The organism is Micromonospora eburnea, from assembly GCF_900090225.1.
GTDB classification, from domain to species: domain Bacteria; phylum Actinomycetota; class Actinomycetes; order Mycobacteriales; family Micromonosporaceae; genus Micromonospora; species Micromonospora eburnea.
On sequence record NZ_FMHY01000002.1, the window covers coordinates 3558498 to 3584246 of the forward strand.

The 25749-nt window shown below is 72.9% G+C and carries 26 protein-coding genes, 1 tRNA gene and 1 pseudogene; 4 read left to right on the top strand and 24 right to left on the bottom strand.

Features of this window, described 5'->3' with window-relative positions; genetic code table 11:
* Positions 1-43 precede the first annotated feature (43 nt).
* From GA0070604_RS16070 to GA0070604_RS16135, 14 genes are all read right to left on the bottom strand, one after another.
* A complete protein-coding gene (locus tag GA0070604_RS16070; RefSeq protein ID WP_091118677.1) occupies positions 44-1210 on the bottom strand; it encodes a globin domain-containing protein in 1167 nt (388 codons plus the stop codon).
* A 2-nt stretch (positions 1211-1212) separates the two neighbouring features.
* On the bottom strand, positions 1213-1608 hold the full coding sequence (locus tag GA0070604_RS16075; protein WP_091118678.1) for a group I truncated hemoglobin: 396 nt from the start codon (positions 1606-1608) through the stop codon (positions 1213-1215).
* A 558-nt stretch (positions 1609-2166) separates the two neighbouring features.
* Positions 2167-3087 carry an RNA polymerase sigma-70 factor gene (locus GA0070604_RS16080; protein ID WP_091118679.1) on the bottom strand — a complete coding sequence of 307 codons (921 nt, stop codon included), beginning with the start codon at positions 3085-3087 and terminating at the stop codon, positions 2167-2169.
* Positions 3084-4289 (bottom strand): NAD(P)/FAD-dependent oxidoreductase, encoded by a 1206-nt coding sequence (locus GA0070604_RS16085; RefSeq protein ID WP_091118680.1) that lies wholly within the window; start codon positions 4287-4289, stop codon positions 3084-3086. Before GA0070604_RS16085 ends, GA0070604_RS16080 begins: the two co-directional genes overlap by 4 nt.
* 426 nt (positions 4290-4715) lie before the next feature.
* Entirely contained in the window at positions 4716-5294 is a 579-nt protein-coding gene (locus tag GA0070604_RS16090; RefSeq protein ID WP_244161931.1) for a MerR family transcriptional regulator, read from the bottom strand.
* A gap of 212 nt (positions 5295-5506) precedes the next feature.
* Positions 5507-5971, bottom strand: a complete 465-nt coding sequence (locus GA0070604_RS16095; RefSeq protein ID WP_091118682.1) for a bifunctional nuclease family protein — start codon at positions 5969-5971, stop codon at positions 5507-5509.
* Between the two features lie 212 nt (positions 5972-6183).
* The gene (gene ftsR / locus GA0070604_RS16100; protein WP_208602290.1) at positions 6184-6885 is read right to left on the bottom strand and encodes a transcriptional regulator FtsR; all 702 of its coding nucleotides are present in this window, start codon (positions 6883-6885) and stop codon (positions 6184-6186) included.
* 50 nt (positions 6886-6935) lie between these two features.
* On the bottom strand, positions 6936-7385 hold the full coding sequence (gene odhI / locus GA0070604_RS16105; RefSeq protein WP_046570336.1) for an oxoglutarate dehydrogenase inhibitor Odhl: 450 nt from the start codon (positions 7383-7385) through the stop codon (positions 6936-6938).
* Positions 7386-7602: 217 nt separating this feature from the next.
* The gene (gcvH, locus tag GA0070604_RS16110) at positions 7603-7983 is read right to left on the bottom strand and encodes a glycine cleavage system protein GcvH (RefSeq protein WP_091127173.1); all 381 of its coding nucleotides are present in this window, start codon (positions 7981-7983) and stop codon (positions 7603-7605) included.
* 56 nt (positions 7984-8039) lie between these two features.
* Complete coding sequence (locus tag GA0070604_RS16115; RefSeq protein ID WP_091118684.1) at positions 8040-8936, bottom strand: DUF881 domain-containing protein; 897 nt, start codon at positions 8934-8936, stop codon at positions 8040-8042.
* Between the two features lie 10 nt (positions 8937-8946).
* Positions 8947-9279: a small basic family protein gene (locus GA0070604_RS16120; protein WP_091118685.1), complete on the bottom strand. Its 333-nt coding sequence runs from the start codon at positions 9277-9279 to the stop codon at positions 8947-8949.
* Positions 9276-10223, bottom strand: a complete 948-nt coding sequence (locus tag GA0070604_RS16125) for a DUF881 domain-containing protein (RefSeq protein ID WP_091118686.1) — start codon at positions 10221-10223, stop codon at positions 9276-9278. The genes GA0070604_RS16120 and GA0070604_RS16125 overlap by 4 nt, the downstream gene beginning before the upstream one ends.
* Entirely contained in the window at positions 10220-10858 is a 639-nt protein-coding gene (gene clsA / locus GA0070604_RS16130; RefSeq protein ID WP_091127174.1) for a cardiolipin synthase ClsA, read from the bottom strand. Before clsA ends, GA0070604_RS16125 begins: the two co-directional genes overlap by 4 nt.
* A 311-nt stretch (positions 10859-11169) precedes the next feature.
* Positions 11170-11913, bottom strand: a complete 744-nt coding sequence (locus tag GA0070604_RS16135; RefSeq protein ID WP_091118687.1) for an SAM-dependent methyltransferase — start codon at positions 11911-11913, stop codon at positions 11170-11172.
* Between the two features lie 128 nt (positions 11914-12041).
* Between GA0070604_RS16135 and GA0070604_RS16140 the strand changes: the two genes are divergently transcribed.
* The 3 genes from GA0070604_RS16140 to GA0070604_RS16150 all read left to right on the top strand — a co-directional run bounded on the left by GA0070604_RS16140 (position 12042) and on the right by GA0070604_RS16150 (position 13670).
* Positions 12042-12923: a universal stress protein gene (locus GA0070604_RS16140; protein WP_091118688.1), complete on the top strand. Its 882-nt coding sequence runs from the start codon at positions 12042-12044 to the stop codon at positions 12921-12923.
* Between the two features lie 64 nt (positions 12924-12987).
* Positions 12988-13197: a phosphatidylethanolamine-binding protein gene (locus GA0070604_RS16145; protein ID WP_091118689.1), complete on the top strand. Its 210-nt coding sequence runs from the start codon at positions 12988-12990 to the stop codon at positions 13195-13197.
* Positions 13194-13670, top strand: coding sequence for a hypothetical protein (locus tag GA0070604_RS16150; RefSeq protein ID WP_091118690.1), 477 nt, complete (start codon positions 13194-13196; stop codon positions 13668-13670). The genes GA0070604_RS16145 and GA0070604_RS16150 overlap by 4 nt, the downstream gene beginning before the upstream one ends.
* Here GA0070604_RS16150 and GA0070604_RS16155 read toward each other — a convergent pair.
* The gene (locus GA0070604_RS16155) at positions 13667-13879 is read right to left on the bottom strand and encodes a hypothetical protein (protein WP_091118691.1); all 213 of its coding nucleotides are present in this window, start codon (positions 13877-13879) and stop codon (positions 13667-13669) included. The two genes, GA0070604_RS16150 and GA0070604_RS16155, sit on opposite strands and share 4 nt — an antisense overlap.
* 129 nt (positions 13880-14008) lie before the next feature.
* Between GA0070604_RS16155 and GA0070604_RS16160 the strand changes: the two genes are divergently transcribed.
* Entirely contained in the window at positions 14009-14656 is a 648-nt protein-coding gene (locus tag GA0070604_RS16160) for a hypothetical protein (RefSeq protein WP_091118692.1), read from the top strand.
* 32 nt (positions 14657-14688) lie between these two features.
* Here the strand turns inward: GA0070604_RS16160 and GA0070604_RS16165 are convergent, their stop codons facing one another.
* The 9 genes and pseudogenes from GA0070604_RS16165 to fdh form a co-directional block, all read right to left on the bottom strand.
* Entirely contained in the window at positions 14689-14874 is a 186-nt protein-coding gene (locus tag GA0070604_RS16165) for a hypothetical protein (protein ID WP_091118693.1), read from the bottom strand.
* Positions 14875-14961: 87 nt separating this feature from the next.
* Complete coding sequence (locus GA0070604_RS16170) at positions 14962-16239, bottom strand: hemolysin family protein (RefSeq protein ID WP_091118694.1); 1278 nt, start codon at positions 16237-16239, stop codon at positions 14962-14964.
* Between the two features lie 28 nt (positions 16240-16267).
* Positions 16268-16465, bottom strand: coding sequence for a hypothetical protein (locus GA0070604_RS16175; protein WP_091118695.1), 198 nt, complete (start codon positions 16463-16465; stop codon positions 16268-16270).
* A gap of 60 nt (positions 16466-16525) precedes the next feature.
* Positions 16526-18292, bottom strand: a complete 1767-nt coding sequence (selB, locus tag GA0070604_RS16180) for a selenocysteine-specific translation elongation factor (RefSeq protein WP_091118696.1) — start codon at positions 18290-18292, stop codon at positions 16526-16528.
* Between the two features lie 2 nt (positions 18293-18294).
* Complete coding sequence (selA, locus tag GA0070604_RS16185; protein WP_091118697.1) at positions 18295-19587, bottom strand: L-seryl-tRNA(Sec) selenium transferase; 1293 nt, start codon at positions 19585-19587, stop codon at positions 18295-18297.
* A gap of 79 nt (positions 19588-19666) precedes the next feature.
* Positions 19667-19762 (bottom strand) — tRNA-Sec (locus GA0070604_RS32470).
* A gap of 45 nt (positions 19763-19807) precedes the next feature.
* Positions 19808-21031, bottom strand: a complete 1224-nt coding sequence (nrfD, locus tag GA0070604_RS16190; protein ID WP_244162208.1) for an NrfD/PsrC family molybdoenzyme membrane anchor subunit — start codon at positions 21029-21031, stop codon at positions 19808-19810.
* Positions 21028-22077, bottom strand: coding sequence for a 4Fe-4S dicluster domain-containing protein (locus GA0070604_RS16195; protein WP_377592975.1), 1050 nt, complete (start codon positions 22075-22077; stop codon positions 21028-21030). Before GA0070604_RS16195 ends, nrfD begins: the two co-directional genes overlap by 4 nt.
* A 17-nt stretch (positions 22078-22094) precedes the next feature.
* Positions 22095-25343 (bottom strand): annotated as a pseudogene (fdh, locus tag GA0070604_RS16200) (formate dehydrogenase); the annotation flags it as partial.
* Positions 25344-25749 lie beyond the last annotated feature (406 nt).

Below are 25749 nucleotides of genomic sequence, written 5' to 3' on the forward strand. Positions count from 1 at the left end.
CTTTCGTTCGCGACTGCGGGGCTCGCAAGCTCACTCCTCGCGCTCACCGGACACCTCCGGAATCGTCAGGGGCGGTCGCCGCCCGCCACGTCGGCCCGTACCAGTGCTTGCCGAAACCCTCATGGTGCAGCTGGCCGGCGTGGTAACCCGCCCCGGCCAACATCCCCACCGAATGACTCACCATTTCGTCCGAGCCACAGAGGTAGACGTGCCGGGACCGCCAGTCCCCGTCGGCCAGCGCCCGGTCCACCACGTGCGTGAACTCCCCGGGCCGCTGGAAGTCCGCGCCCACCACGTAGGTGACCGTCAGCCACGGGCACGACGCCGCCAACTTGTCGATGGCATCGTTGTCGTAGAACTCGGCGCGTGAACGGGCCCCCAGGTACAGGTCGACCCGGCGGCGGGCACCCTCCGCCTCGACCTGCTCCACCAGCGACTTGATCGGCGCCCAGCCGGTGCCACTGGCCAACAGCAGCAGATCCGACGACCCGGCTGGCCACAACGTCAACCGGTCCCCCACCGGCGCGGCCAGGTGGACCTGGTCACCCACCGCGCAGCCGTACACCAGACGCGACGACACCGCGCCGCCCGGTGCCGCCCGCACGTGCAACTCCAGCGTGCCGTCCGCGCGCGGCGCGTTCGCCGGCGAGTAGTACCGCCACGCCCGCACCGCCGGATGCGACACCCCGATCGACTGCCCCGGCGTGAACGGCAGCAGGTACTGCGGGCGCAACGTCAGCACCGCCAGGTCGAACGCCCGCCGCTCGTGCCCGAGGATCTCGGCCACCCACCACGGCGGCTTCTCCGATTCGGCGGCCTGCGCGGCGTCGATCATCACCTGCGACACCAGCCCGTACGCCGCCGTCCAGTCCTGGGCCAGCTCGTCGGTCCACGCCTCGCCGAGGAAGTGCCGCAGCGTCGCCACCAGCGCCTCACCGACCGCCGGGTAGTGCTCGGCGCGCACCGCGAACTTGCGGTGGTCGGCGCCGAGATCCTGCAGGAACCCGACCAGGCTGTCGACCCGGTCCACGTGGGACACGATGTGCCCCAACGCGGTCACCAACCGGTCCCGCTGCCCGGCCATGTTCGTGGGAAACATCTGCCTGGTCTCCGGATGGGCCAGGAACAACGCCGAGTAGAAATAGAGCGGCACCTGGTCACCGTGCGCGGCAACCAGGGACCAGCTCTGCTTCAGCCGTGCCGCGTCCACGCTCAGGCGTCCGTCCCGCCGCTTTGGGACACCACCTGATCCCGCACCTTCTCCAGCACGGCCCGCACGTCCACGATGATGTCGGTCGGCACACCCAGCTCCGTCAGCGTCGTGGTCAGGTGCTCACCGACCATCCTGTAGTGCGCCACCGAGATGTTCAGCGGCTGGTGCGCCTCGGCCAGCTCCCGGCCGGCGTACTCGTTCGGCCCGCCGAGCACCACGGTCAACATCAGCGCCAGGTGCCGCCGCTGCTCCGCCATGTTGACGTCGGCGAAGTAGCCGGCCAGTTCCGGGTCGGCGAGCACCTTGTCGTAGAACAACGCCACCGCCGCCTTGACCGAAGCGGCGCCACCGATCCGCTCGTAGTGGGAGGGCGCGGTCTGTTCAGTAACCGTCACGGTCGTTCCTTCCAGCACACGGGGCCGCGCCGAATGGCGCGGAGGGGCCAACCGGTCAGCTGACTGGGGTTGCCGTAACGTCGTCGCCAGCACGACCGTGTGGGACCATAGCGCGCTATCCGGACAAGGTCACGCCCGGCCTATCAGTTTTCTGACATCAACCGTCCGGTCAGCACGCCCGTCATTGAGGTTGGGGGACCATCTCGTCAGATCGTGCGCTGAGCCTTCGTCGGCACCGGTGGGCAGCTGACGGAGCAGCCCTGCTGTCCGTGGCAAACGGACGGTGCCCGCCGTCGTGCGGCTGCTGACCGGCAAGGCCCGCGCGGTCCTCACCTGGCCCCGCATGCGCTACGAGACACGGTGTTCCCGTCACCAACCGCCGCGATAGCCGGGCAGGCAGACAACCCTGCCCGGCTATCGCGCTCGCCCGCTCCTGCGATCAGGCCCGCGCCCTGCCGGACGAGCACACCGCCGCGCGGGCTCGGTGCCGGCCGGGATCGCAGGAGTACCGCCACTACACCCCGACCCACCTCGGTGAGGACGCCTCGCTGACGACGTTCACTGCGTTCCGAGGTCGTACGCGCTGCCGTCAGCGACGGCCCGGAGTTTGTCCGGGTTGGCCACGTTGTGGATGGCGGTGATACGACCGTCGGCGTCGAAGTCGAAGGTGACGGTGGCGATCACGCGTCCCAGCCCGCTGAACAGGATGCCCGGCCCACCGTTGATCTCGACGAGTTCGGCTGTCCTGTCGGCAGGCTCGACGCCCTGGTAGGTGACGGTGCCGATGGCCGCGAACCAGGCGGCCACCGTCGCCGCGCCCACAACCGGGCGCAGGGCCTGGCGGACCTTGCCGCCACCGTCGGTCCACAGGGTGACGTCCGGGGACAATAGTTCCATCAGGGCGTTGACGTCCCCGCCGGTCGCGGCGGCGAAAAACCGCTCGGTGGCCTCGCGCTGCCGCGACCGGTCGGCGGCGAAGCGCGGCCGCCGGGCCCGCACATGCTCGCGGGCTCGGTGCGCGGCCTGCCGCACCGCGACTTCGGAACGCTCCACCGCCTCGGCGATCTCGGCGTGGCTGAAGTCGAAGACCTCCCTCAGCACGAACACCGCGCGCTCCAGCGGGCTGAGCGTCTCCAGCACCACCAGCATGGCCATCGACACCGACTCGGCGTCCGTGACGACCTCGGCGGCATCCCCGCCGGTGAGGATGGGCTCTGGCAGCCACGGCCCCACATAGGTCTCCCGCTTGTGCTGGGTGGAGCGCAGCCGTTCCAGCGCCAGGTTCGAGACGATCCGCGTCAGATACGCCTTGGGGTCGGCCACCTGCGAGCGGTCCGCGGCAGACCACTTGATCCAGGCGTCCTGGACCGCGTCCTCGGCATCGGCCGCGCTGCCCAGGAGGCGGTAGGCCACGGAGAACAGCAGCCGCCGGTGCTCGTGGAAGACCTGCTGGCCGGGTTGAGCGGACAGGCCGGTCACTTGGCCCCCCGGACACTGGTGAAGCGGCCCCCGCGGGGCCAGAACGCACCCGAGGCGGGCATCTTCTTCATACGGCCGTACGTCGGCCAGGGCGATGAGGTCACCGTCTCCTTGTACCGGACGGCCGCACGGCCGGTCAGACAGAACCGACGTGGACTGTCATCGGGCCGGGTGAACTGCACCACGGCATCACCGCGTCCCAGGCTCACCGGCGTGTGGTAGTAGCCGAAGCGGAACGGCTTGGGCTGCCTGCCCCTGAGCACCCGGTCGATCGACAGCGCGGCGTGCACCCCGGTCGGCATACCGCCCTGGCAGGTGCCGTGCATGACGCCGTACCCCTGGCGAATCGCGGCCGCATCGCCGATCGCGTACACGTCAGGGTGGGACACCGACCGCAGCGCGGCGTCGGTGACGATGCGTCCACGCTCATCGACGGCCAGCCCGGCGGCGGCCGCCAGCGGCGACACCCGTAGCCCGCTCGTCCACAGGACCGCGTCGGCGGCGACGCACTCCCCGCCCGCCAGTTCCACCGCGTCGGGCAGCACCTTCACCACCTCGACGCCGGCACGCACCTGGACACCCAGCCGGTCGAGCGCGCCGCGCAGGTACGCCCGGGCCTTCGGGTTCATGGCCGCACCGGGCTCCTGCCTGCCCAGCAGCACCACGCTCAGCCGCGGGTGCCGCTCGGCGATCTCCGCGGCCGACTCGATGCCGGTCAGCCCGCTGCCCGCGACCACCACCGTGCCGCTGCCCAGCCGCGCCAGCCGGTCGGCCAGCAACTCGGCGTCCTGGGCGCTGCTCAGGGTGTACGCGTGGTCCTCGACCCCCGGCACCGCCGAGGTCTCTGCGACGCCGCCGAGCCCGTACACCAGCGTGTCGTAGGGAAGCACCCGGTCGTCGTCGATCCGCACGGTCTTCGCGTCCGCGTCCACCGCCGTCACCCAGCCGCGCACGAACCGCGCGCCCGTGCCCTCCAACAGCTCCGGGACGCTCAGCTCGGCGAGCCGCTGCCCGGTCGCCGTCATGTGCAGCCGCATGCGCTCGGTGAACCGCTCCTGCGCGTTCACCACGGTCACCCGCACCCCTTCGCGCCGCTTCGCCCGGGCCGCGAGCTGAACGGCCGCGGCCATGCCCGCGTATCCCGCCCCCAGGATCACCACGTGGTGCGGGGTCGCCGTGCCGGTCTCCTGCCGTGCGTTCATAGTTCCGTCCTCCTCGGCTCGCCTGTTGACGCCCACCAGATGGGAGCAGGCGGCCTGAACGTGACACGGGCCGAACGTGACGCACGACACAGGCTGAATCGGGCCGTCGACGGTGGGCCCGGCACTCATGTGTCCTCGGCGGTGCCCTGCCCCGTCATCCGCGCGGATCGTCCACAAGAACCTCCCGGGTCGCCGCCCCCCGGACCGGTTCACGTGACGCACTCCACCATGGACGGGCCCACCCCCGCGCGTCCACCACCCAGGCGGGCGCTCCCGACCAGCGGAACCACCACCCGCAACCGGCCACCACCCAGGCGCCGCACGCCAGCAGCCGGTCCCGCACCGGAGCGCCAGAGCACCACACCAAAAGATCGCGCCGGGGCCTCAGCCGCGACGCGATCTTCGAAAAACGCCCTGGGGGGCGACTCAGCCCGCCCGACGGCGCGCCCGACGCGCCGCCAACTCGTCCCCCACCGACTCCGGCGGATCCACCGCCGGCGGCGGGCCACCTGCCGGCTCCGCCGGCAGGTGGGACAACGAACCCTGAATCTCCTTGAACGCGCCGCCGATCGCGATGCCGAACACCCCCTGGCCGCCCTGCAACAGGTCGACCACCTCCTCCGGCGACCGGCACTCGAACACCGTCGTGCCGTCGGAGATCAACGTGATGCCCGCCAGGTCCTCCACCCCACGCGACCGCAGCGCCTCGATCGCCTTCCGGATGTTCTGCAACGACACCCCGGCGTCCAACAGCCGCTTCACGACCTTCAACACCACCAGGTCACGGAACGAATACAGCCGGGAGGTCCCCGACCCAGACGCGTCCCGCACGCTCGGCACGACAAGACCCGTCCGCGCCCAGTAGTCCAACTGCCGGTAGCTGATGCCCACCGCGTGGCACGCCGTCACACCCCGGTAGCCGACCTCGCCGTCACCGCCCGGCTCAGGCCCCACCACACCCGCCTGCTGCTCCGTACTCGGACCAGGATCCTGCGGCTCGTGCATCCGGACAACCTCCCCGCCCGTGCGGCGACACGTCATCTCCCCGTACGTGCACCCCTCGACACCGCAACCCTATCGCCGCGAACCGGAGTTACCACGGAGGACGCACCGCGACACGCCGCACAGACACAGGGGAAGACAACCCACAGCAGCGAGCCGTCACCCACCGTGACGCCCGCTGCCGCTCCACACCGACCACCCCGGCCGGCCACCACTCAGCCCGCGAAGTCCTCCGGCCGCACCTGGTCCAAGAACTCCCGGAACTTCTCCACCTCGTCCTCCTGCTCGTCCGGGATCACGATCCCCGCCTCGCTGAGGACCTGCTCGGCACAACGAATCGGCGCCCCGACCCGCAACGCCAACGCGATGGAATCGCTCGGCCGCGCCGACACCCGCACGCCGTCACCGATCAACAGATCGGCGTAGAAGACGTTCTCCTTCAACTCGACGATCTCCACCGCCCGCAACGGCGCCTGCAACGCCGCCAGCACATCCCGCAGCAGATCGTGTGTCAACGGCCGCGCCGGCTTGACCCCCTGCTGCTCGTAGGCAATCGCCGTCGCCTCGACCGCGCCGATCCAGATCGGCAGATAGCGATCCCCCTCGACCTCCCGCAGCAGGACGATCGGCTGGTTGCTGGGCAGCTCCACCCGAACTCCGACCACGCTCAGCTCGCGCACCGCCGCCTCCGTGTCGTTGTCACCTACGCCCGCACCCGCGCCCTTCCCTGCACGGTACACGGACCGCGACACGAGATCCCCATGCGCTACGTGCACCACGCCTCGCAGGAAGGGGTTACCCCGGCAAGCCTACGACACGCTTCCCGAGACAGATCTTTCCGCGCCCACCGACGGCGAAGGCCGGGCACCCACGGCACCCGGCCCTCCACACCTCACCGGCCCAACGTCGACCGCAACCCCACTCGCACCAACGCCGCGTGCAACTGCTGCGACAACGCCACCAGCTCCCGCGCCGTCTCCGCCGCCCGAGCCCGCGCCGCCGGATCACTCTGCCGCGCCAACGGAGCCACCAACTGCGCGAACAGACCGACCTCCCGATCCGCCGCCGTCCGATACCCCCGCAGATGCCGCGGCTCCAACCCGTACGCCGCCAACCCCGCCACCGCCGACGCGATAATCAACGCATCCGCGTCGTACCAGCCCGGCGGATCCGACACCAACACACCGAGCCGCTCCAACTCGCCCAACGTCGACTCGGCGAGCCCACTACGAGCCAGCAGATCCGCCCGCCCCAGCCGAACCTCGGCCGACTCGACGGGCTCCGCCACCTCACGGCCCGGCACCTCACCACCGGGACCGACCGCCACCAACGTCGGCCGCTGCCGACCCGGCGCCGCACCCGACGCATCCCACTCCGCCAACTGGTCACGGATCACCCGCAACGGCAGATACTGGTCCCGCTGCGCGGTCAACACGAACCGCAACCGCGCCACATCGTCCCAGCTGTACTTCCGATACCCCGCCGGCGTCCGCTGCGGCTCCACCAGGCCCTCGGCCTCCAGAAACCGCAACTTCGAGATGGTGACGTCCGGGAACTCCACCCGCAACTGCGCCAACACCTCACCGATGCTCATCAGCGCGGTGGAACGCGCCGCCCCGGGCGGCGTCGAAGCCGCAGGCTCGTTCACCCCCGGCCGGCCTCCTCCGGACGCGGACCGGCGATGAACACCACCCGGAACTTGCCGATCTGCACCTCGTCGCCATTGCTCAACGTGGCCGCCTCGACCCGCTCCCGGTTCACGTACGTGCCGTTCAAACTACCCACGTCCCGCACCGTGAACGTGCCACCGTCACGATGGAACTCGGCGTGCCGCCGAGAAACCGTCACGTCATCGAGGAAAATGTCACTGTCCGGATGCCGGCCGCTGGTCGTCACATCGTGGTCCAACAGGAACCGGGCACCCGCGTTCGGACCCCGACGAACCACCAGCAGCGCCATCCCCGGCGGCAACGAACCGGACATCCGGCTCGGCACCACATCGGTGTCCGGCCCCTCCAGCACTTCGTCGAGCGAACCGAGATTGAGCGTCGAAGTGACGTCGAGTGGGGGGAACTCGTCGTCTGGCCGCGTCATGGGGACCACCTCACGGATCTGTTTCGGTCGGCGTCGGGTAATGGCGGGTCTGGCCGCCGGGCAGTCACACACCCGGCGGCTGGCTCCCCGTGCCCGGGAAGGCGCACTCCACAACGCTCAACTATTGGGTTCTCGGTCGACTGGGCGAGCCTAGCCAGCGCCGAAAAACAGGGCAACCGGACGCGCGGAGACAAGCCCGCCGCCCGGAACGACACAATCAGCTCTCAGTGAGCTCGCGGTACGCACCAGCGGTCAACAAACCCTCGACCGCCGCCGGATCATCCGGAGTGATCTCCACCAGCCAACCCGCACCATACGGATCCGTGTTGATCGCCTCAGGGGTGTCGGCCAACGCCTCGTTGCGCGCCGCCACCGTGCCACTCACCGGGGCGTAGATCTCCGACACGCTCTTGGTCGACTCGATCTCACCAAACGACTCGCCCGCGGCCACCACCGCGCCCACGTCCGGCAACTGAACGAACACGATGTCACCCAGCGCGTCCTGCGCGAAGTGCGTGATACCGACCCGGACGGCACCGCCGTCCCCGCCGACCACCCACTCGTGCTCGGCGGTGTACCGCAGATCCTCAGGAATCACCAGCTGCATCCTTCATCCATCCGTGCACCGGGGGAAACCGGCGCGGCCGCGACCGGTCAGGAAACCGGCCGGGCGTGTTCCAGCTTGATCGGCGCGTGCAACTGCGACACCTCCACAGCCTCACGATCCTCAACGATCACGTTACCGCCGTCATCCGCCACCGCTGCGACCACCCCGCCAGGGATGTTCAACGCCGTACGCATCGTCGCCGAATCACCGATCACCAGAATCGTGTACGGGCCAGTCAACCGCCGCCCGTCCACCATCAGGCCACCGCCCTGCGCGTCCACGAAATACGTCGACGCGATGACCCGCACCGCCGTGCCGTCCGACCCGACGATCTGCATCGCCTCCGCGCCCGCGCCCCGCAACTCCTGCACCGCGTCCAGCATCCGCGCCCACGAGATCGCCTTGTCGCCACCCTCGAACCGCACCGACAAACCCGGCCCCACCGCCGGCAACGTACCCGCCAGGATGCCCAGCTCGTCCGCCCGCCGCGTCGCCTCGTCCAACGCCGCCTGCCGGCCCTGCTCACCCGAGCGCAACTGCCGCTGGCTGTCCTCCAACGCCGCGATGTCCTGCCGCAGCCGGCGCTCCCGCGAATCCAGATCCGACGAGATCCGGACCAGGTCCTCCTCGCGCGTCGCCGCCAGACCCGAATCCGTCGACGTCGTCTTCAGCTGCACCACCAGCGTGAACCCCAGCAACGCCACCAGCACGGCGATCATCGCGCCCGCCGACGTCAACCGCCGCGACGGCGGGGCCGCCGACGCGCTCGGCTCATCCTCCGCCGGCGGCACGTCCGCCTCCCGCTCGGCCGGCGTCAACGGGCTCAACTCGTCCGGATCGGGCGCGTCCGGCCGCGGATCCGGCTCACCCGCCGGACCCGAGGGCCGCGCCGGCTCCGCCGGCTCCGGCCAACCGGTCCCCGTCTCCCTGTGCTCCTCGCTCATCGCCACAAACCTACGCCCGGAACAGGTGCCGGCGGATCGCCGCCACGTTTCCGAAGATGCGCACGCCAAGCACGACCACCACACCGGTGGAAAGCTGACCGCCCACCCCCAGCTGGTCACCCAGATACACGATCAGCGCCGCCACCAGCACGTTCGAAATGAACGACACCACGAACTGCTTGTCGTCGAAGATCCGGTCCAGCTTCGCCCGAACCCCGCCGAACACCGCGTCGAGCGCCGCCACCACCGCGATCGGCAGGTACGGCTGCAACGCCGCGGGCACCGTGGGGTCCAGATACACCCCGAGCACCACACCGACGAGCAACGCCAGCACCGCGATCATCGAACACCTCCGGAGGGGCTGGGAGACGTCCCCGAGCGGGACGGCCCGGGACTGGAAGAACCGGCGACACCCGAACCCGACGGCGCCGGACTCGAACTCACCGAGGGCTCGGCGTAGCGTAGCCGCGGCTGCGGGGCGGCCGGCAGGATGAGACCCTTCGCCTTCTTCACCCCGAACGACAACCCGGTACCCCTCGCGACGTTACGCATCAGATCCGCCGCCCGACTGTTGTCGAACCGGTCCCGCATCGACCCCGGCCCGATCGCCGACACCTCGTACGGGCTCGTCACCGGGCGGTAGTCCACCAGGATCGCCTCACCCGCCTGACGGATCGTCGACGTGGCCGTCAACCGCTGCCCGTTGATCGCGATCGCCTCCGCGCCCGCCGCCCACAGGTCGTTCGCCACCTTCTGCAGGTCCGAGTACAACACCTGGGACGGACCGACATCCGCGCCGGTCACCGCGTTCTTGTCACGCGGCGCGTCGGCCAACCGCACCACCACACCGTCGCCACGCACCCGGCCCAGGCCGGTGCCGGCCTCCAGGTTCCGCAGCCGGTACGCCTGCGAACCGCCCAACGCCGCGTCCCGCTGCCGCCCGACCTCCTCGCGCAACCGGTCCGCCTGGGCGGTCAACCGGTCCGTCTCCGCCTCCCGTTGCTTGATCTCGGCGATCAACCCGGCCCGCGCCTTAGCCCGGCTCGGCTCCTCCGCCATCGTCTCCCGGTACGCCACCGTGAACAGGAACCCGATCACCGCGAGCACCACCAGGCTGACCGGACGCGACAGCAGACGCCGCCACCGCGACGGCGGCACCTGCCGGCGGCGCTCCGCCGCGGCGGCGTAGCCCGGATCGAGGGGGTTGCGGAACAACTCGGTGAGGAAATCCGGCGCGTACGAGCGCGCCGACGGGTCCCGGCTCTTGCCCCCGGACGCCGTGGTCACGCCGCCGCTCCCGCGCGGCCCGCCCGCATCGCCCGAACCAGCCGGCTGGCCTGCAGCACGTACATCGCGCCGGCCACCCAGTAGAGCACCAGACCCCACCAGGCCAGCCCCCAGCCGATCGCCGCGGTCGCCGTGGCGATCGGCGGCGACGCGGCGGCCAGCAGCAGGATCGGGAACGCGGCCAGCAGCAGGAAGGTGGCCGTCTTGCCGACGTAGTGCACCGGCGGCGGCCCGTATCCGTAGCGGCGCAACACCCCGAGCGAGCCGAGCAGGAGCAGCTCGCGGGCCAGCAGCGCCGCGGTGAACTGCCACGGCACCACCTCGCGTGCGGTGAACGCCAGCAACGTGGCCAGGATGTAGAGCCGGTCGGCGAGCGGATCGAGCAGCTCGCCGAGGCGGCTGACCTGGTGCAGCCGGCGGGCCAGCCAACCGTCCACCCAGTCGCTGGTGCCGCCGATGGCCAGCACGACGATCGCCGCCACGTCCGCGCGAGCGACCAGGAAGAGGTAGAGGAAGAGCGGTACGCCGACGAGCCGGACGAAACTGATCAGGTTCGGCACGGTGAGGACGCGGTCCCCCACGACCGCCGTCGAACCGGGAGCCGGGTGCTCCGATGGAGCCGGCCGACGCGACACCGAACCCTCCCTTCGCAGCACGGCCCGGCGGCCGACCACGATCGGCCGCTCCGATTCCGGACGTGCGCGTTGCCGGCCGGTCAGCGCCGGCGCCCTTTGCGATCCCGGGCTGGGACCTCCCCGATGCGGCCCACGATCGCGTCGATCATGAGCCGGCCAGTTGCGCTGCCACTATATCGGGCCGCCGCGCCGCGCTCGGGTCGCCGGTTTCGCTGGCGCTGTCGGTTTGTCATTCGTGCGGTGTCCCACCACCCCTAGGGCGTCCTAGGACGCTAGTTAACCGCCGAGAGAAGATCCGGTGGACGGCCAGGTCAGGCCGGCTTCGTCGCCACCACGCCGTAGAAGGCGTCCGGCACCGGGGCGGGCTCACCCGGCGCGCGCCACTCGGCGACCGGCACCACACCATCCACGCTGGGCCGCCACCGGCCCAGCAGCGACGGAAACGCCGCGGGCGGGCGCATCCGGAACGCGGGCCCCATCATCGCCAGCGCCGCCGGGTACGCGGCCAGCTCCTCGCTGTCGAAGTCGATGGCCAGGAAGCTGCCCGGCGCCACCGCCTCGTACAGCTCGTCGAGCGTACGGGCGAGGGTGGCGTCGTCCAGAAAGGCGGCCAGCCCGAGGAAGACGACCCCGACGGGTCTCCTCCCCCACCCCGGCACGAACCGGTGCAGCTGCGCCGGGTCGATCGTGCCGATGTCGGTGGCGTCGCCGTAGCCGTAGCCGGCGCGGTCGCTGCCCGCGAGCAGGCGCTGGCCGAGCCGGATGGTCACCGGGTCGACGTCGGTGTAGAGCACGGTGGCGTCCGGGACCACCTCGTGCACGTTGCCCCGGCTCGGCACGCCCGCACCGAAGACCAGAAAGCCGTCCACGCCGGCCTCGGCGATCGACCGGACCGCCCGGCCGAGGAAGTCCCGCAACGCGCGGAAGATCGCCGCGCAGGGCCCGTACGCCCCCTCGAACGCACGGGCCGCGGCCACGTCCACGGGAAAGTGGTGCTCGCCGCCGAGCCAAAAGTCGATCATGCGGGCGGTGCTCGGCTGGTCGGGTTCGGCCATCGACGAGGCTCCCTTCCATTGGCGGTGGCGGACAGCGTACCCACGAGCCGGCTCCGGTGGTATCGCCCCGCCGACACCCCGCTGGCCGCGATACTGGCCGCGCGGGCGTCGGCGGCGGGAGGTGCAACATGAACTCGGCGAACGGCGCGGCCGTGGTGGTCGGCGTGGACGGCTCGGAGTCGGCGCTGCGGGCCGTACGACTCGCGGCGGCCGAGGCCGTCCGACGCCAGCGACCGCTGCGGGTGGTGCACGGATTCATCTGGCCGCTGCTGCGCGTACGCGGTTCCGCGCCGGTCGGGGCGCCACCCGGCGCCGGCCTGCGGCACCAGGCCGAGGAACTGGTCGCCGCGGCGGTCGCCGAGGCCCAGGACGCCGCCCCCGGGCTGCGGGTCTCCGGCGAGATCATCGACGGGGAGGCGGCGGCGGTGCTGCTCGGCGAGACCCCCACCGCCACCATGATCGTGCTCGGCGACCGTGGCCTCGGCGGGTTCGCCGCCCTGGTGGTCGGCTCGGTGGCCGTCCAGGTCGCCCAGCACGCCGACTGCCCGGTGCTGGTGGCCCGCGGCACGCAGCGCACGACCGGCCCGGTGGTGGTCGGGGTGGACGGGTCCGTGCTGTCCCGGGCCGCGGTCGAGTTCGCCGCCGAGGAGGCGACGGTCCGCGGCGCCCCCCTACACGCCGTGCACGCCTACACCCATCCCACCTCCAGCGGGCCCGGCGACATGCAACCGCTGGTCTACGAGGAGAGCCGGCTGCGCGACGAGGAGGACCGCATCCTGGTCGAGTCGCTCGCCGGGCTGACCGACCGTTACCCGCGGGTGCCGCTGACCCGGGAGGTGGTACACGGCCGGCCGGTCGCCGTGCTGAGCGAGGCCGCCCGCACCGCCCAACTGGTGGTCGTGGGTGGGCGGGGCCGGGGCGAGCTGAGCGGGCTGTTGCTGGGGTCCGTGAGCCAGGGAGTGCTGCACCACGCCGACTGTCCGGTCGCCGTGGTGCGCTCCCCGGAGTGAACGGTTGGCGCCGCCGTCGGCGGGTAGACGGTCCGCGGAGCCACAGCGACCGGAGGAGGCAGGGATGCCAGGACCACGGCCGGGCAGCAACGCGTACGACAAGGAACGGGCACGGTTGCGCGATCTGATCGAGAACTCCGGGCGGGCCGCCGACCAGGAGGCGAACCAGGTCGCGAACCGGATCCTCCAGGACGACCGCGGCCAGCGGGGCGTCGTGCGGGGCGAACGGACGTTCGGCCCGAAGGGCGAACGCGAACCGGGCGACCCGAAGTGAGGACCGCGCCCGTGGTCGACGGCGCCATCGCCGGCGCCGTCGGCACCGCCGCGTTGAACATCGTCACCTACCTGGACATCACGACCCGGGGGCGCCCGGCGAGCAGCACGCCGGACGAGACCGCCGGGCGGCTCGCCGACGAGGCGCACATCAACCTGGGGCCGGAAAAGAAGGCGGCCAACCGGCGGTCGGGCATCGGGGCCATCATCGGATACGCCACCGGCATCGCCGCCGGGGCCGCTTTCGGTGTGTTGGCAGCCCGGCGGCGCATCCCGCTGCCGGCGGCCGCGGCCATGCTCGGGGGCGGGGTGATGGCGACCTCCGGCGGGTCACTCGCCGTGCTGGGCGTCAGCGATCCCCGCACCTGGCGAACCGTCGACTGGGTCTCGGACATCGTGCCGCACGTCGCGTACGGAATGGCGGCCGCAGCCACCTGGCGGAGGCTGCGGCCGCCGTCACGGCGGGGCCGTTAGCGGCCCTGCCGGCCGCTCTCGTCGTCGGCCACCGGCTCCCCCGCCGGGCCGTACGGCGACACCTGCCCCTTCGGGACCGGCCGGCCGACGTCAGCGTTGGACGTTCCCTTGTTGCGCGGATGCCCGCTCACCTGGAACCCCTCGCGGCTGTCCTGGCTGGTCGCGCCCTTGTCGTTGCGGCGGAGTTCCTCCTGCTGCGGCTTGACCACAAGTCTCTCCCTCCCCGTGGAGCGCACGGCCGTGGGGCCGCGCACGACATCCGGGTACCCGTTTCCCGCCGGACGCATTCCGGGCCCGGCCGGACGTCTGCCCCGGCCGGCCACGGGTAACCCGACGGGATGCCGAACGATCGGAACGTGGCCCGGACGCTGCTGGACCGGCAGGGCCGCACATACGCCGAGGAGGCGGGGATCAGCCTCGCCGACCGGCCCGGACCGCTCTACCAACTGCTGGTGCTCACCACGTTGCTGAGCACCCGGATCCGGGCCGGGGTGGCGCTCGCGGCGGCCCGGGAACTCTTCTCCGCCGGCTACCGCACCCCGCAGGCGATGGAGGCCGCGAGCTGGCAGGACCGGGTCGACGCCCTCGGCCGCGGCCACTACCGGCGCTACGACGAACGCACCGCCACCATGCTGGGCACCGGCGCGCGGCTCTGCCTGGACCGGTGGCACGGGGACCTGCGCCGGATGCACCGGGAGGCGGACGGCGATCGGACGGCGCTGCGCCGGCTGCTCGTCGAGTTCCCCGGCATCGGCCCGACCGGCGCCGACATCTTCCTGCGCGAGGCACAGACGGTCTGGCCGGACCTACGCCCGTACGCCGACCGTCGAACGCTCAGCGGGGCCCGGCGGCTGGGCCTGCCGGCCAGCCCGGGCGGACTGGCCGGTCTGGTGGGCGAGGCCGACTTCGGGCGACTCGCGTCGGCGCTGGTGCGGGTGGCGCTCGGCGAGGAGCCGGCGGACGAGGTCACCGCCGCGGCCCGCTGAGCCGGACCCGGCCTCCAGTCAGCCGGCGGGCGTCACTTCGCCGGGCCGGGTCGGGTCACGTACCAGACCAGTCCCGCGACGAGCAGGGCGAGCAGCACGACGCCGCCGGAGACGCCGCTGCCCTCACCCCCGCTGCTGCGGTGGCCGCTGGCACCGAAGTAGATCACCGCCAGCCCGGCGAGCACCGCGATGAACGTCCGCAATCCTCGTTCCCTCACGTCCCGGACCGTACGTCCCGTCGGTGCCGGTCAGTGCCGTTTCGGCCCGACGTTCCCCCGTCCGGGGCCACGGGCACCGGCGCCCCCTCACTGCTCCGGGCAGCCCGCGGCGGGGCCACGCAGGCGCACCCGGCGGACCGCCCGGTCGGCCACCTCGACCACCTCGATGGTGAGCCCGGGCAGCCGTATCCGCTCGCCGGGGCTGGACGGGAGCCGGCCCAGACCGGCCAGGACCAGACCGGCGACCGTGGCGTACTCGCGGGACAGCGGGAAGGTCAGCCGTACGCCCGCGTCGGGCAGGTCGTGCAGCGGGAAGTCACCGGGCAGCAGCAGCGCGCCGTCCGGCTCCCGTTCCACCCGGCGCACATACCGGTCGGTCTCGTCGTACACCTCGCCGACGACCTCCTCCAGCAGGTCCTCCATGGTGACCAGGCCGTCGATGCCGCCGTACTCGTCGACGACGAGGGCGAGCTGCTCGTGGCATTGGCGTAGCTGGCGGATCGCGTCGGCGACCGGCAGGGTGCCGGGCAGCAGCAGCGGCGGCCGGGACCGCTCGCCGGTCGAGGCCCCGTCGCCGTCCACCAGGTCGCGGATGTGCACCACCCCGCACACGTCGTCCAGACCACCCGGGCCGGTGACCGGCGCACGGGAGCGCCCGGCGGCGGCGAGCCGGCGCATCGCCTCCGCGGCCGGCAGCGATGCCGGCAGGACCGTCACGTCGCGGCGCGCGACGAGGATCTCCCGCAGGTTACGGCCGGCGATCTCGAACGCCCCGGCCAGGATCTCCCGCTGCTGTGCCGACAGCCCCCGCTGGCTGGCCAGCATCTCCCGCAGCTCCTCCTCGGTCACCTCCGGCCGGCTCGCCCGTGGATCCCCGCCGGCGAGCCGGACCAGCAGGTCGGTGGTGCGGCTGAGCAGCCACACCGCCGGGCGGGACAGCGCGGCCAGCAGGTCCAGCGGCGCGGCCGCGAGCAGCGCCCAGCGTTCCGCCGCCTGCATCGCCAGCCGCTTCGGGGCCAACTCGCCGACGACCAGCGTGACGAAGGTCAGCACGATGGTCACCAGCAGCACCGCGGCCGGATGCGCCGCCCGGCCGAGGAAGCCCAGCAGGCCGACCAGCGGCCCCGCCAGGGACACCGCGGCGGCCGCCGAGGCGAGGAACCCGGCGAGGGTGATGCCGAGCTGGGCCGTGGCCAGATAGCGGTTCGGTTCCCGGGTCAGCCGCACCAGCCGCGCCCCGACGCGCCCCGACCGGCCCAGCCGCCGCAACTGCCCCTCACGAAGCGTCACCAGGGCCATCTCGCTGCCGGCGAGCGCCGCGTTGACCAGCACCAGGACCAGTACGAGGATGAGCTGTCCCGCCATCCGTGCCCCTCCCTCCCCGCCCGACGCCTCAGTCCTGCTCCAGGTCGTCCAGGGAGATCGCGTGGGTCATCAGCCAACGCGCCAGCGCGGCCATCCCGAACAGCCACAGCGGCGCCGACTCGGTGGTGCCGTTCGTGGCGAAGACGGCGAACCGCAGGTCGGGTGCCCGGTACGCCTCGATCCGCCACTTGTGGTTCTTGTCCCGCCAGACCGCCGAAGGGTCCATGGCGTCACCGTAGGTGACGAGAGGCCCGCACCGGTGCCGCTTGGCCCACCCCGCGACTGCTCACCGGCCGGGTGGCGCGACCACCTCGCGGGCGTCGTCGGGCAGCCGGCGGGTGGCGCCGCGCCGGTCCAGCAGCTCCAGCAGCGGCACCGCCACCCGGCGGGTGGTGTCCAGGGCCTGCCGGGCGGCGCTGAGCGTGAACGGCTGCGGCAACCGGGCCAGCACCCGGAGCGCGTCGTCGAGCGCGCCCGGCAGCAGCACCACATTCTCGGCCAGCTTCAGCAGGGCGCCCGCCCGCACGGCCGCGCCGATCTCCCGCGGGCCGAGGCCGAGGTCGGCGAGGCGGCGCGCCTCCGGCGCCTGGAACGGGCGTTCGACGTACTCGGCGCGCACCCGCTCGACCGCGCGGGCCACCGGTGCGGGCAGCGCGTCGGCCGTGGCGGCGGTGACCCGGCCGGCGTGCAGCCGCAGCGGCGGGCGCAGCAGCGCCGTCACCAGGGCACGGTCGGGCAGGTCGAGGCGGCGGCGCAGCACGTCGACCGGCACGCCGGGTTCCAGCGGGTGCTCGCGGCCGTACCGGGCTACCTCCTCGCCCAGGCGTACGCCCAGGGCCCGCCAGTGCTCCGGATCGGCCAGCCAGTCCCCGGCCACCGGGGCGATGGTCACCGGCACCCCCATCCGGGTCAGCTCACCGGCCCGGACCAGGCGCCGGCGGCGCAGTTCCCCGGCCAGGTCGGGACGGCCGGCCAGCCCGGCCAGCACGGCGGCCCGGGCGACGGCCGCCCCACGTCGGCCCAGCGGCGGCGGGTCCACGTCCAGCACGGTCACCCCGCCGGCGACGTGGTGCCGGCCGGGGTCACGCAGCAACGCCCGGTCCCCGATCAGCAGCGGCAGCGGGCGGGCCAGGCGCAGCCGGGCGGTGTCCGGCCCGAGCGGGCGCACCCGGGCGGGCACGGCGGCGGAGCCGACGTGCAGGGTGAGCGCGGCCGGCAGGTCGGCGGCCGGGTCGCCGGCGAGCCGCACGTCGAGCAGGTCGGTGCGGTGGAACCGTCCGGGGCTGAGCAGCGCGTCGCCGCGGGTGAGCCGGTCGCGCGGCACCCCGCGTAGGTTCACGGCGACCCGGGCCACCGCGTCGACCCGGTCGTGGGCGGCGTTGAGCGAATGCAGGCCGCGAACCCGGACCGGTTCACCGGTGGCGGCGAGCTCGAGCTGGTCACCGACGTGCAGCCGGCCGGCGCCAAGGGTGCCGGTGACCACCGTGCCGCTGCCGCGGATGGTGAACGAGCGGTCCACCCAGAGTCGGACCGGGGCCTCCAGTGCCGGGGCGGGCAGCCGGGCGACCAGGCGGTCCAGGGCGGCCCGCAGCTCGGGCAGCCCGGCGCCGGTGGTACCGCTGACCGCCACCGCCTCCACCTCGCCGACGGCGGTGGCGGCGATCTCCTTGCGGGCCCGGGCCAGGGCCGGCCCCGGATCGGCCAGGTCCGCGCGGGTCACCGCCAGCAGCCCGTACGACACCCCCAGCGCGTCCAGCGCGGCCAGATGCTCGGCGGACTGCGGCATCCAGCCCTCGTCGGCACCGACGACGAACAGCGCGGCGGGGACCGGGCCGACGCCGGCGAGCATGTTCGGCACGAACCGTTCGTGCCCGGGCACGTCGACGAAGGCGACGGTCCCACCGGAGGGCAGGGTGGTCCAGGCGAAACCGAGGTCGATGGTCATGCCCCGGCGGCGTTCCTCCGCCCACCGGTCGGGCTCCATCCCGGTCAGCGCCCGGACCAGGGTGGACTTGCCGTGGTCGACGTGTCCGGCGGTGGCGACGACCCACACGCTCAGTCACCCGCCCGCAGGACCGCCGCCCGGATGGTCCCGTCGGCGTCGGCCGGTACGCAGCGCAGGTCCAGCAGGAGCCGGCCGCGCAGCACCCGGCCGAGCACCGACGGCTCGCCGGTGCGCAGCGGCTCGGCGTACCGCTCGGGCAGGCTCAGCGCCCACGAGTCCAGTTCCACCCCGGGGGCCCCACCGCCGCCGACCACCGCGACGCTGGGCACCACCTCGGCCTTGCAGCCGTCCTCGCCGAGCCGGTCGCGCAGCCGTTCCACCCGGTCGCGCAGCGTGGCCGGGTCCGCGTGCAGCGCCTCCCGGGTCGGGGTGGTCGGGGCGTGCAGGGTGGCGGCGAGCGCGGCCAGGGTCAGCTTGTCCACCCGCAGCGCCCGGGCCAGCGGGTGCCGGCGCAGTCGTTCGACCAGGTCGGCCGCGCCGAGCAGCAGGCCGGCCTGCGGGCCGCCGAGCAGCTTGTCGCCGCTGGCGGTGACCAGGTGGGCGCCGGCGCGCAGGGTGGTGGCGGCGTCCGGCTCGGCGGGCAGCAGCGGATCGGGGGCGAGCAGCCCGGAGCCGATGTCGGCGACCACGGGCACGCCGAGGGTGGCCAGGTCCCTTACCGGCACGGCCGAGGTGAAGCCGGTGACCACGAAGTTCGACGGGTGCACCTTGAGCACGAACCCGGTACGGGGGCCGACGGCGGCGGCGTAGTCGGCGAGCGTGGTGCGGTTGGTGGTGCCGACCTCGCGGAGCCGGGCGCCGGTGCTCTCCAGCAGGTCGGGCAGGCGGAACCCGTCGCCGATCTCGACGAGTTCGCCGCGGCTGACCACGATCTCCCGGCCGGCGGCGAGGGCGGTGGCGGCGAGCACCAGGGCGGCGGCGCCGTTGTTGACCACGTGCACGGCCGGCGCGTCGGGCACGGCCGCGGCGAGCGCGTCGAGGGCGTCGCGGCCGCGCCGGACCCGACGCCCGGTCCGCAGGTCCAGTTCCACGTCGGTGTGCCCGGCGGCGGCGACGAGGGCCGCGACGGCGGCAGCGGAGAGCGGGGCGCGGCCGAGGTTGGTGTGCAGCACCACGCCGGTGGCGTTGAGCACCGTACGGGGCGCCGGCGCGGGCAGCTCGGCCAGCGCGGCGTCGCGTACCTGATCGGGGGTGATCTCGCCGGAGCGGGCGTGCTGCTGGGCTCGGACGATCGCGGCCTTGACCCGGTCACGGCCGAGCGTGCCGGCGGCGGCGGCCAGGGCCGGGTCGGCGAGCAACGCGTCGGTACGCGGCACGCGCCGCCGCGGATCGGCGTCACGCATGCGGTCATCCCCCTTGCCTGCCGCGCGGAGGCGGAACCTGGCAAGCCTCGCCGGCGGCAGTGGTGTTCCTTGGGCTGCTTGGCGGAGACGGACGGGAATCGAACCCGCCTGGCCCGGGTCCCGGACCACACCGGTTTTGAAGACCGGGAGGGGCACCAGCCGCCTGAACGCCTCCACGCAGCAGTCAACCACAACGCCGCGCCGCCCGTGCGGTGAGGTGTCAGTCCTGCTCGGACGCGCGTCGGTCGACGCGTTCCCGCTGCGGCACGACGGTGTACCTGGGATCCCTCGCCGAGGCGACTCCGCCGTGGAAGATGCCGAACCGGGTGCAGAGGGCGGCGGCGAGCAGCGCGCCGCCGGAGAGGGCGGACAGCGTCCGGTTGCGGCGGCCGAGCAGCGCACCCGTCACCCCGGCGGCGGTCAGCGCCCGACCGGCCCGTAGCAGCCTGCCGGCGGTACCGGTCGCGTAGGGCTCGCTGAGCAGGCCGAGCCGGTTCTCCACCCGGTGCGCCCCCCACAGCTCCAGGGCCGCCCCCGCGACGGCGAACCGCCGGGCCGGGCCGGCCTGCGCGGTGGGCGCCGCCAGTAGCCCCACGCCCGCGCCGCTGGCCAGGGCGCTGCCCGCGAAGATGGCCGGCAGTTCCGGGTACGCCTCGTGCCAGGACGGCACTGCCGTGTCGGCCAGCAACACCCCGGTGTACGTGGCCAGGGCCGGAGCGGTGGCGGCGGCGACCAGCCCGGCGGCGTGCCCGGCCGGGGGCAGCAGCCGACGGCCGAGGCCGAGCAGCCCACGCTCAGGCAGCCACGGGGCGGCCTCGGCGACCGCCGCGAGCCCGGCGGCCGGCCCGAAAGCGGTGAGGATCCAGGTGCCCACGGACATCGGCGAGGTCAGCTTCGCCACCCGCAGCATGTGGTGGAACCGGCTCGGCTTGCCGAGATCGTTGACCAGGAAGTACGTGCTCGCGGTGACCCCCACCAGCGAGGCGACCCGCCCGGCACGGCGCAGCGCCGGGCGCCCGGTGAGCTGCCCGCCGGCGGCGAGCAGCGACGACCCGGCGGCGAGCCCACCGGTGAACAGGTACGCGGCGATGTCCCACTTCCACACCGGCGGTTTGAGGATGGGCCGGCCGTAGTAGGAGGTGAACTCGGCCGGCGGCACGTTCAACGGCTCGCCGCCGCCGGCACGGCCACCGCGACGGCGGCGCGGCTCGGCCTCGCGCGACGGGCCGGGCTCGGCCTCGGCCCGGGCCACGTCCGCGCCGGTGGCCCGGCCGCCACGCGCCCCCGGTCCGGCCCCGCCGGGCAGTGGGACGCGGGAAGCCGTCACCTTCGGACCGTGGTCGGCGCGCGAGCCCGGCCCGCCGAGACGGTTCGGACCCTCGACGGCCAGCCGCTCGCGGAAGCGGCGGAACAGGGCGCCGACCGGGGCACGATCCGGACTCACGACGAACCTCCGACGAACGCGGCGACGGCGGCCGCCGCCATGGCCAGGGCGGCCAGCCCGGCCCGCTTCCACATCTTCGGCAGGTCCCTGGTGGTGACCACCGGGTCCGGCGGCAGGCCGTACACCTCGGGCTCGTCGAGCAGGAGGAAGAACGCGCCGTCCCCACCGACGCCGTCGGTCGGGTCGTGGCCGTAGAGGCGGGCCTCCGGAACCCCCCGCTCGTGCAGGGTGGCGACCCGCCCGGCGGCGCGTTCGCGCAGCTCGTCGAGGGGGCCGTACTGGATGGACTCGGTCGGGCAGGCCTGCGCGCAGGCCGGGGTCAGGCCGGCGCCGAGCCGGTCGTAGCAGAGCGTGCACTTCCACGCCCGCCCGTCGCCCCGGCGCTGGTCGATGACCCCGTACGGGCAGGCGGAGATGCAGTAGCCGCAGCCGTTGCAGATGTCCTCCTGCACGACGACGGTGCCGAACTCGGTGCGGAACAGCGCTCCGGTGGGGCAGACGTCCAGGCAGGCGGCGTGGGTGCAGTGCTTGCACACGTTCGACATCATCAGCCAGCGGAAGTCGGTGCGGGACTCCACACCGGTGGCCCGCCCGGGCGGCTGGGAGCCGGGCATGCCCAGGAACTCCGGGCCGGCGGCCATCCGAGCCGCCGCCTCCGGCTGCCCCGCGGGCACGCCCGGGTCGGTGCCGGTCTCGTTCACCGTGTCGGACGCCGCGGCGGCGCTGGCCGGGCTGGCCGCCGGGCCGGTCGGGTCCCCCGCGAAGGGCTGGGCACGGTGCCCGGCGGGGCGCGGCTGCTCGATGAAGGCCACGTGCCGCCACGAGTTGGCGGTCAACGCGCCGGTGTTGTCGTACGACATGCCGAGCAGGTCGAAGCCGGAGGCGGGGACGTCGTTCCACTCCTTGCAGGCGACCTCGCACGCCTTGCAGCCGATGCAGACGCTGGTGTCGGTGAAGAAGCCCATCCGGGGCGGGGCGTCGGTCCACCCGGCGTCCGGGGCGGGGTCGAGCGGCCCGTAGAGGCTGTTCCCCTCCCGCAGCGTCATTCGTACCCTCCGTCCGTGGCGGCCTCGGTGGTGACGATCGGGGTCCCGTGCTCCCAGGTCAGGCCGGCGCGCCGCTGGTACTCCCCGACCAGGTCGAGCAGGGCCGGCCCGGTGGGCCGCCGGCCGGGTCGGATGTCGCAGGTGCCGATCTTGCTCTCCTGGATCAGCACGTTCGGGTCCAGGGTGATCCCGAACAGGTCGTTGACCGAGTCGCCGGTCACGAACCCCTCCCGGCCGAAGTGGTACGGCAGCCAGACCTGGTGGATCAGCCGCCCCTCCACGCGCAGCGGGGTGAGCCGGTCGGTGACCAGCACCTTGGCCTCGATCGCCGCCCGACCGGTGATCAGGTGCGCCCAGCCCAGGTGCGCCAGCCCGACCTTTGCGGCCAACTCCGGCGACACCTCCACGAACATCTCCGGCTGCAACTCGGACAGCGGCCGGACGAAGCGGCTCATGCCGCCGGCGGTGTGGTGCTCGGTGAGCCGGCTGACCGTGAAGACGTACGGGAAGACCTCACTGTGCCGCTCCGGTGGGCTCGGGTTGATCCGGTTCACCGGGTGCGAGTAGACCTTGCGGGTCGGGTTCGCCTGCTGGCCGTACATCGGGTTGCGCATCGGCGACTCGGCGGGCTCGTAGTGCGTCGGCAGCGGCCCGTCGAGGACCCCGGTCGGCGCGTAGAGCCAGCCCTTGCCGTCGCCCTGCATGACGAACGCGTCGTCCCCGGCCAGCGCCTCGGTGCCCGAGGCACCCTCCGGCGGCCGATAGGTCGGTGGCTTGGTCTTCTCGAAGTCGGGCACGTCGTACCCGGTCCACTCCCCCTGGTCTTCGTCCCACCAGACGTACTTCTTCCGCTCACTCCACGGCCGCCCCTGCCGGTCCGCGGAGGCCCGGTTGTAGAGGGTGCGCCGGTTCGCGGGCCAGGCCCAGCCCCACTCGGCGGCGACCCAGTCCTGCTCGTGCCGGGACTTGCGCCGGGCCGCCTGGTTCACCCCGTCGGCGTAGACGCCGGAGTAGATCCAGCAGCCGATGGCGGTCGACCCGTCGTCGCGGGCCTCGGCGAACCCGCCCAGCGGGCGGCCGGTACGCACGTCGAAGCCGTTGATCTCGCGCAGCACCGCCTCGGCGCTCGGCTCCGCCTCCGGCCCGTGTGTCGGGTAGTCCCAGGCGAGGTCGAGCAGCGCCCGGTCGCGCGGCTTGTCGGAGCCGGCCAGCTTCTCCCGCAGCTTGCGGCCGAGGTGGTAGAAGAACCACAGTTCGGAGCGGCAGTCGCCCGGCGGGTCCAGGGCCTTCTCCCGCCACTGCAGCAGCCGCTGTGTCTGGGTGAAGGTGCCCTCCTTCTCCACGTGCGACGCGGCGGGCAGGAAGAAGATCTCGGTGCGACACTCCTCCGGCACGATCTCGCCGGTCTCCACCTCCGGGCCGTTCTTCCAGAACGTGGCGCTCTCGATCATGAACAGGTCCCGGACGACCAGCCAGTCGAGGTTGGCCATGCCCAGGCGCTGGGCCCGGCCGTGCGCGGAGCCGACCGCCGGGTTCTGGCCGAGCAGGAAGTAGCCCTTCACCTTGCCGTCGATCATGTTCAACACCTGCTGGTACGTCCCGTGATCGCCGGTCATCCGGGGCAGGTAGTCGTAGCAGAAGTCGTTCTCCGGCGTCGCCGCGTCCCCCCAGTACGCCTTGAGCAGGCTCGCCGCGAAGGCCTGCGCGTTGCCCCAGAAGCCCTTCTGGCCGGGGTTGCGGATGCCGTCCACCCACCGGTCGAAGGTCGGGTGCTCGGCGTGGTGCGGCATCGGCAGGTAGCCCGGCAGCAGGTTGAACAGCGTCGGGATGTCCGTCGACCCCTGGATGCTGGCATGTCCGCGCAGCGCCAGGATCCCACCGCCGGGCCGGCCGATGTTGCCCAGCAGAAGCTGGATGATCGCCCCGGTTCGGATGTACTGCACGCCGACGCTGTGCTGGGTCCAGCCCACCGAGTAGACCAGCGCGCCGGTGCGCTCCCGGCCCGAGTTCTCCGTCCAGGCGCGGGCGAGTTCCAGGAACTTCTCCTGCGGAACGCCGCAGACCCGCTCGACCATCTCCGGCGTGTACCGGGAGAAGTGCCGCTTGAGGATCTGGTAGACGCAGCGGGGGTGCTGCAGGGTTTCGTCCCGCTCGGTCCGGGCCCGCACGGGCGGCCCGTGCGACTCGTGCCGCAGCCCGGCCGCCGTCTCCCGCTCCGTGCCGTCGGCCGGCGTGCCGCCGTTACGCTCCTGCCCCTGGTACTGCCAGCTCTTCTGGTCGTACGCGAGGCTGTCGACGTTGAAGCCGGAGAAGAGACCGTCGAGGTCCTCCGTGTCGACGAACGCCTCGCTGACGATGGTCGCCGCGTTGGTGTACGCCAGCACGTACTCCCGGAAGTCCAGCTCGTTCTCCAGGATGTACCGCACCACGCCGCCGAGCAGCGCGATGTCCGTGCCCGCCCGGATCGGCAGGTACGTGTCGGCGAGCGCGCTCGTACGGGTGAACCGCGGGTCGACGTGGAAGACCCTCGCGCCGCGCTTCTTGGCCTCCATCACCCACTGGAATCCCACCGGGTGCGCCTCGGCCATGTTGGAACCCTGGATGACGATGACGTCAGCGTTGACGAGGTCCTGCTGGAAGTCCGTCGCCCCGCCGCGACCGAAGCTGGTCCCCAGACCGGGGACGGTGGCGGAGTGTCAAATCCGGGCCTGGTTCTCGATCTGGAGCGCCCCCATCGCCGTGAAAAGCTTCTTGATGAGGTAGTTCTCCTCGTTGTCGAGGGTCGCCCCGCCCAGGCTGGAGATGCCCAGCGTCCGGTTCAGCGGCCGGCCCTCGTCGTCGACGTCCTCCCAGGTCTCGTCGCGTGCGGCGAGGACCCGGTCGGCGATCATGTCGAGCGCGACGTCCAGGTCCAGGTCTTCCCACTCCGTCGCGTACGGCCGGCGGTAGCGGACCTTGGTCTGCCGCAGCGGGCTGGTCACCAGGCTCTTGCTGGCCGAGCCCTTCGGGCAGAGCCGACCACGCGAGATCGGGCTGTCCGGATCGCCCTCGATCTGGGTGACCCGGCCGTCCTTGACGAAGACCCGCTGCCCGCAGCCCACCGCACAGTACGGGCAGACGGATCGGGCCATGCTGTCCGCGGTCTCGGTGCGCGCGGTCAGTGCCGCCGAGCGGGCGGACTGGGCCGCCGCGCCCCGGCCGAGCGGGTCGGTGCCGGTGAGCTGCCGGTAGACCGGCCAGCCTTCGATGAACGTCTTCAGGCCCACTGGGACACCCCCTTCCCGCCGACGGAAGCTGACCACCTGAACCTTAGGCCAGCCGCCGCGAGCCCGCGACACAAGCCGCCGGATCAATTCGGCCAACGAAAGGCCAGGCGGCCCTCGGGCGAAGACAGCGCCGCCCCGGCCGGATGGCCGGGGCGGCGCTGGGCGTCGGTGTGCAGGTCGCCTCTCGGCGAGTGGCGCGACGCGGCTCCAGCCGGACGGTATTCCGCGAAGGCAATTTGGGTGAGGCCCGGGGACACTGGACACACCGACGCTCTGCACAACGGTACGGGGGCCGGCTGTCTTCCGCCGCTTCCGGTGATCGCCGTCACTCCGTTGTCGTTGACCCCGGACGCATCGCTGGCCGGCACCCCGGTTCGGGGTGCCGGCCAGCGGCGTTCATGTGTTC

Coding starts and splice junctions, on each gene's coding strand:
- GA0070604_RS16085 (WP_091118680.1), bottom strand. CDS start 4,289: ATGAACGCACGGCAGGAGACCGGCACGGCGACCCCGCACCACGTGGTG.
- GA0070604_RS16090 (WP_244161931.1), bottom strand. CDS start 5,294: ATGCACGAGCCGCAGGATCCTGGTCCGAGTACGGAGCAGCAGGCGGGT.
- ftsR (WP_208602290.1), bottom strand. CDS start 6,885: ATGAGCATCGGTGAGGTGTTGGCGCAGTTGCGGGTGGAGTTCCCGGAC.
- odhI (WP_046570336.1), bottom strand. CDS start 7,385: ATGACGCGGCCAGACGACGAGTTCCCCCCACTCGACGTCACTTCGACG.
- GA0070604_RS16115 (WP_091118684.1), bottom strand. CDS start 8,936: ATGAGCGAGGAGCACAGGGAGACGGGGACCGGTTGGCCGGAGCCGGCG.
- GA0070604_RS16120 (WP_091118685.1), bottom strand. CDS start 9,279: ATGATCGCGGTGCTGGCGTTGCTCGTCGGTGTGGTGCTCGGGGTGTAT.
- GA0070604_RS16135 (WP_091118687.1), bottom strand. CDS start 11,913: ATGGCCGAACCCGACCAGCCGAGCACCGCCCGCATGATCGACTTTTGG.
- GA0070604_RS16140 (WP_091118688.1), top strand. CDS start 12,042: ATGAACTCGGCGAACGGCGCGGCCGTGGTGGTCGGCGTGGACGGCTCG.
- GA0070604_RS16145 (WP_091118689.1), top strand. CDS start 12,988: ATGCCAGGACCACGGCCGGGCAGCAACGCGTACGACAAGGAACGGGCA.
- GA0070604_RS16160 (WP_091118692.1), top strand. CDS start 14,009: ATGCCGAACGATCGGAACGTGGCCCGGACGCTGCTGGACCGGCAGGGC.
- GA0070604_RS16170 (WP_091118694.1), bottom strand. CDS start 16,239: ATGGCGGGACAGCTCATCCTCGTACTGGTCCTGGTGCTGGTCAACGCG.
- GA0070604_RS16175 (WP_091118695.1), bottom strand. CDS start 16,465: ATGGACCCTTCGGCGGTCTGGCGGGACAAGAACCACAAGTGGCGGATC.
- selA (WP_091118697.1), bottom strand. CDS start 19,587: ATGCGTGACGCCGATCCGCGGCGGCGCGTGCCGCGTACCGACGCGTTG.
- GA0070604_RS16195 (WP_377592975.1), bottom strand. CDS start 22,077: ATGACGCTGCGGGAGGGGAACAGCCTCTACGGGCCGCTCGACCCCGCC.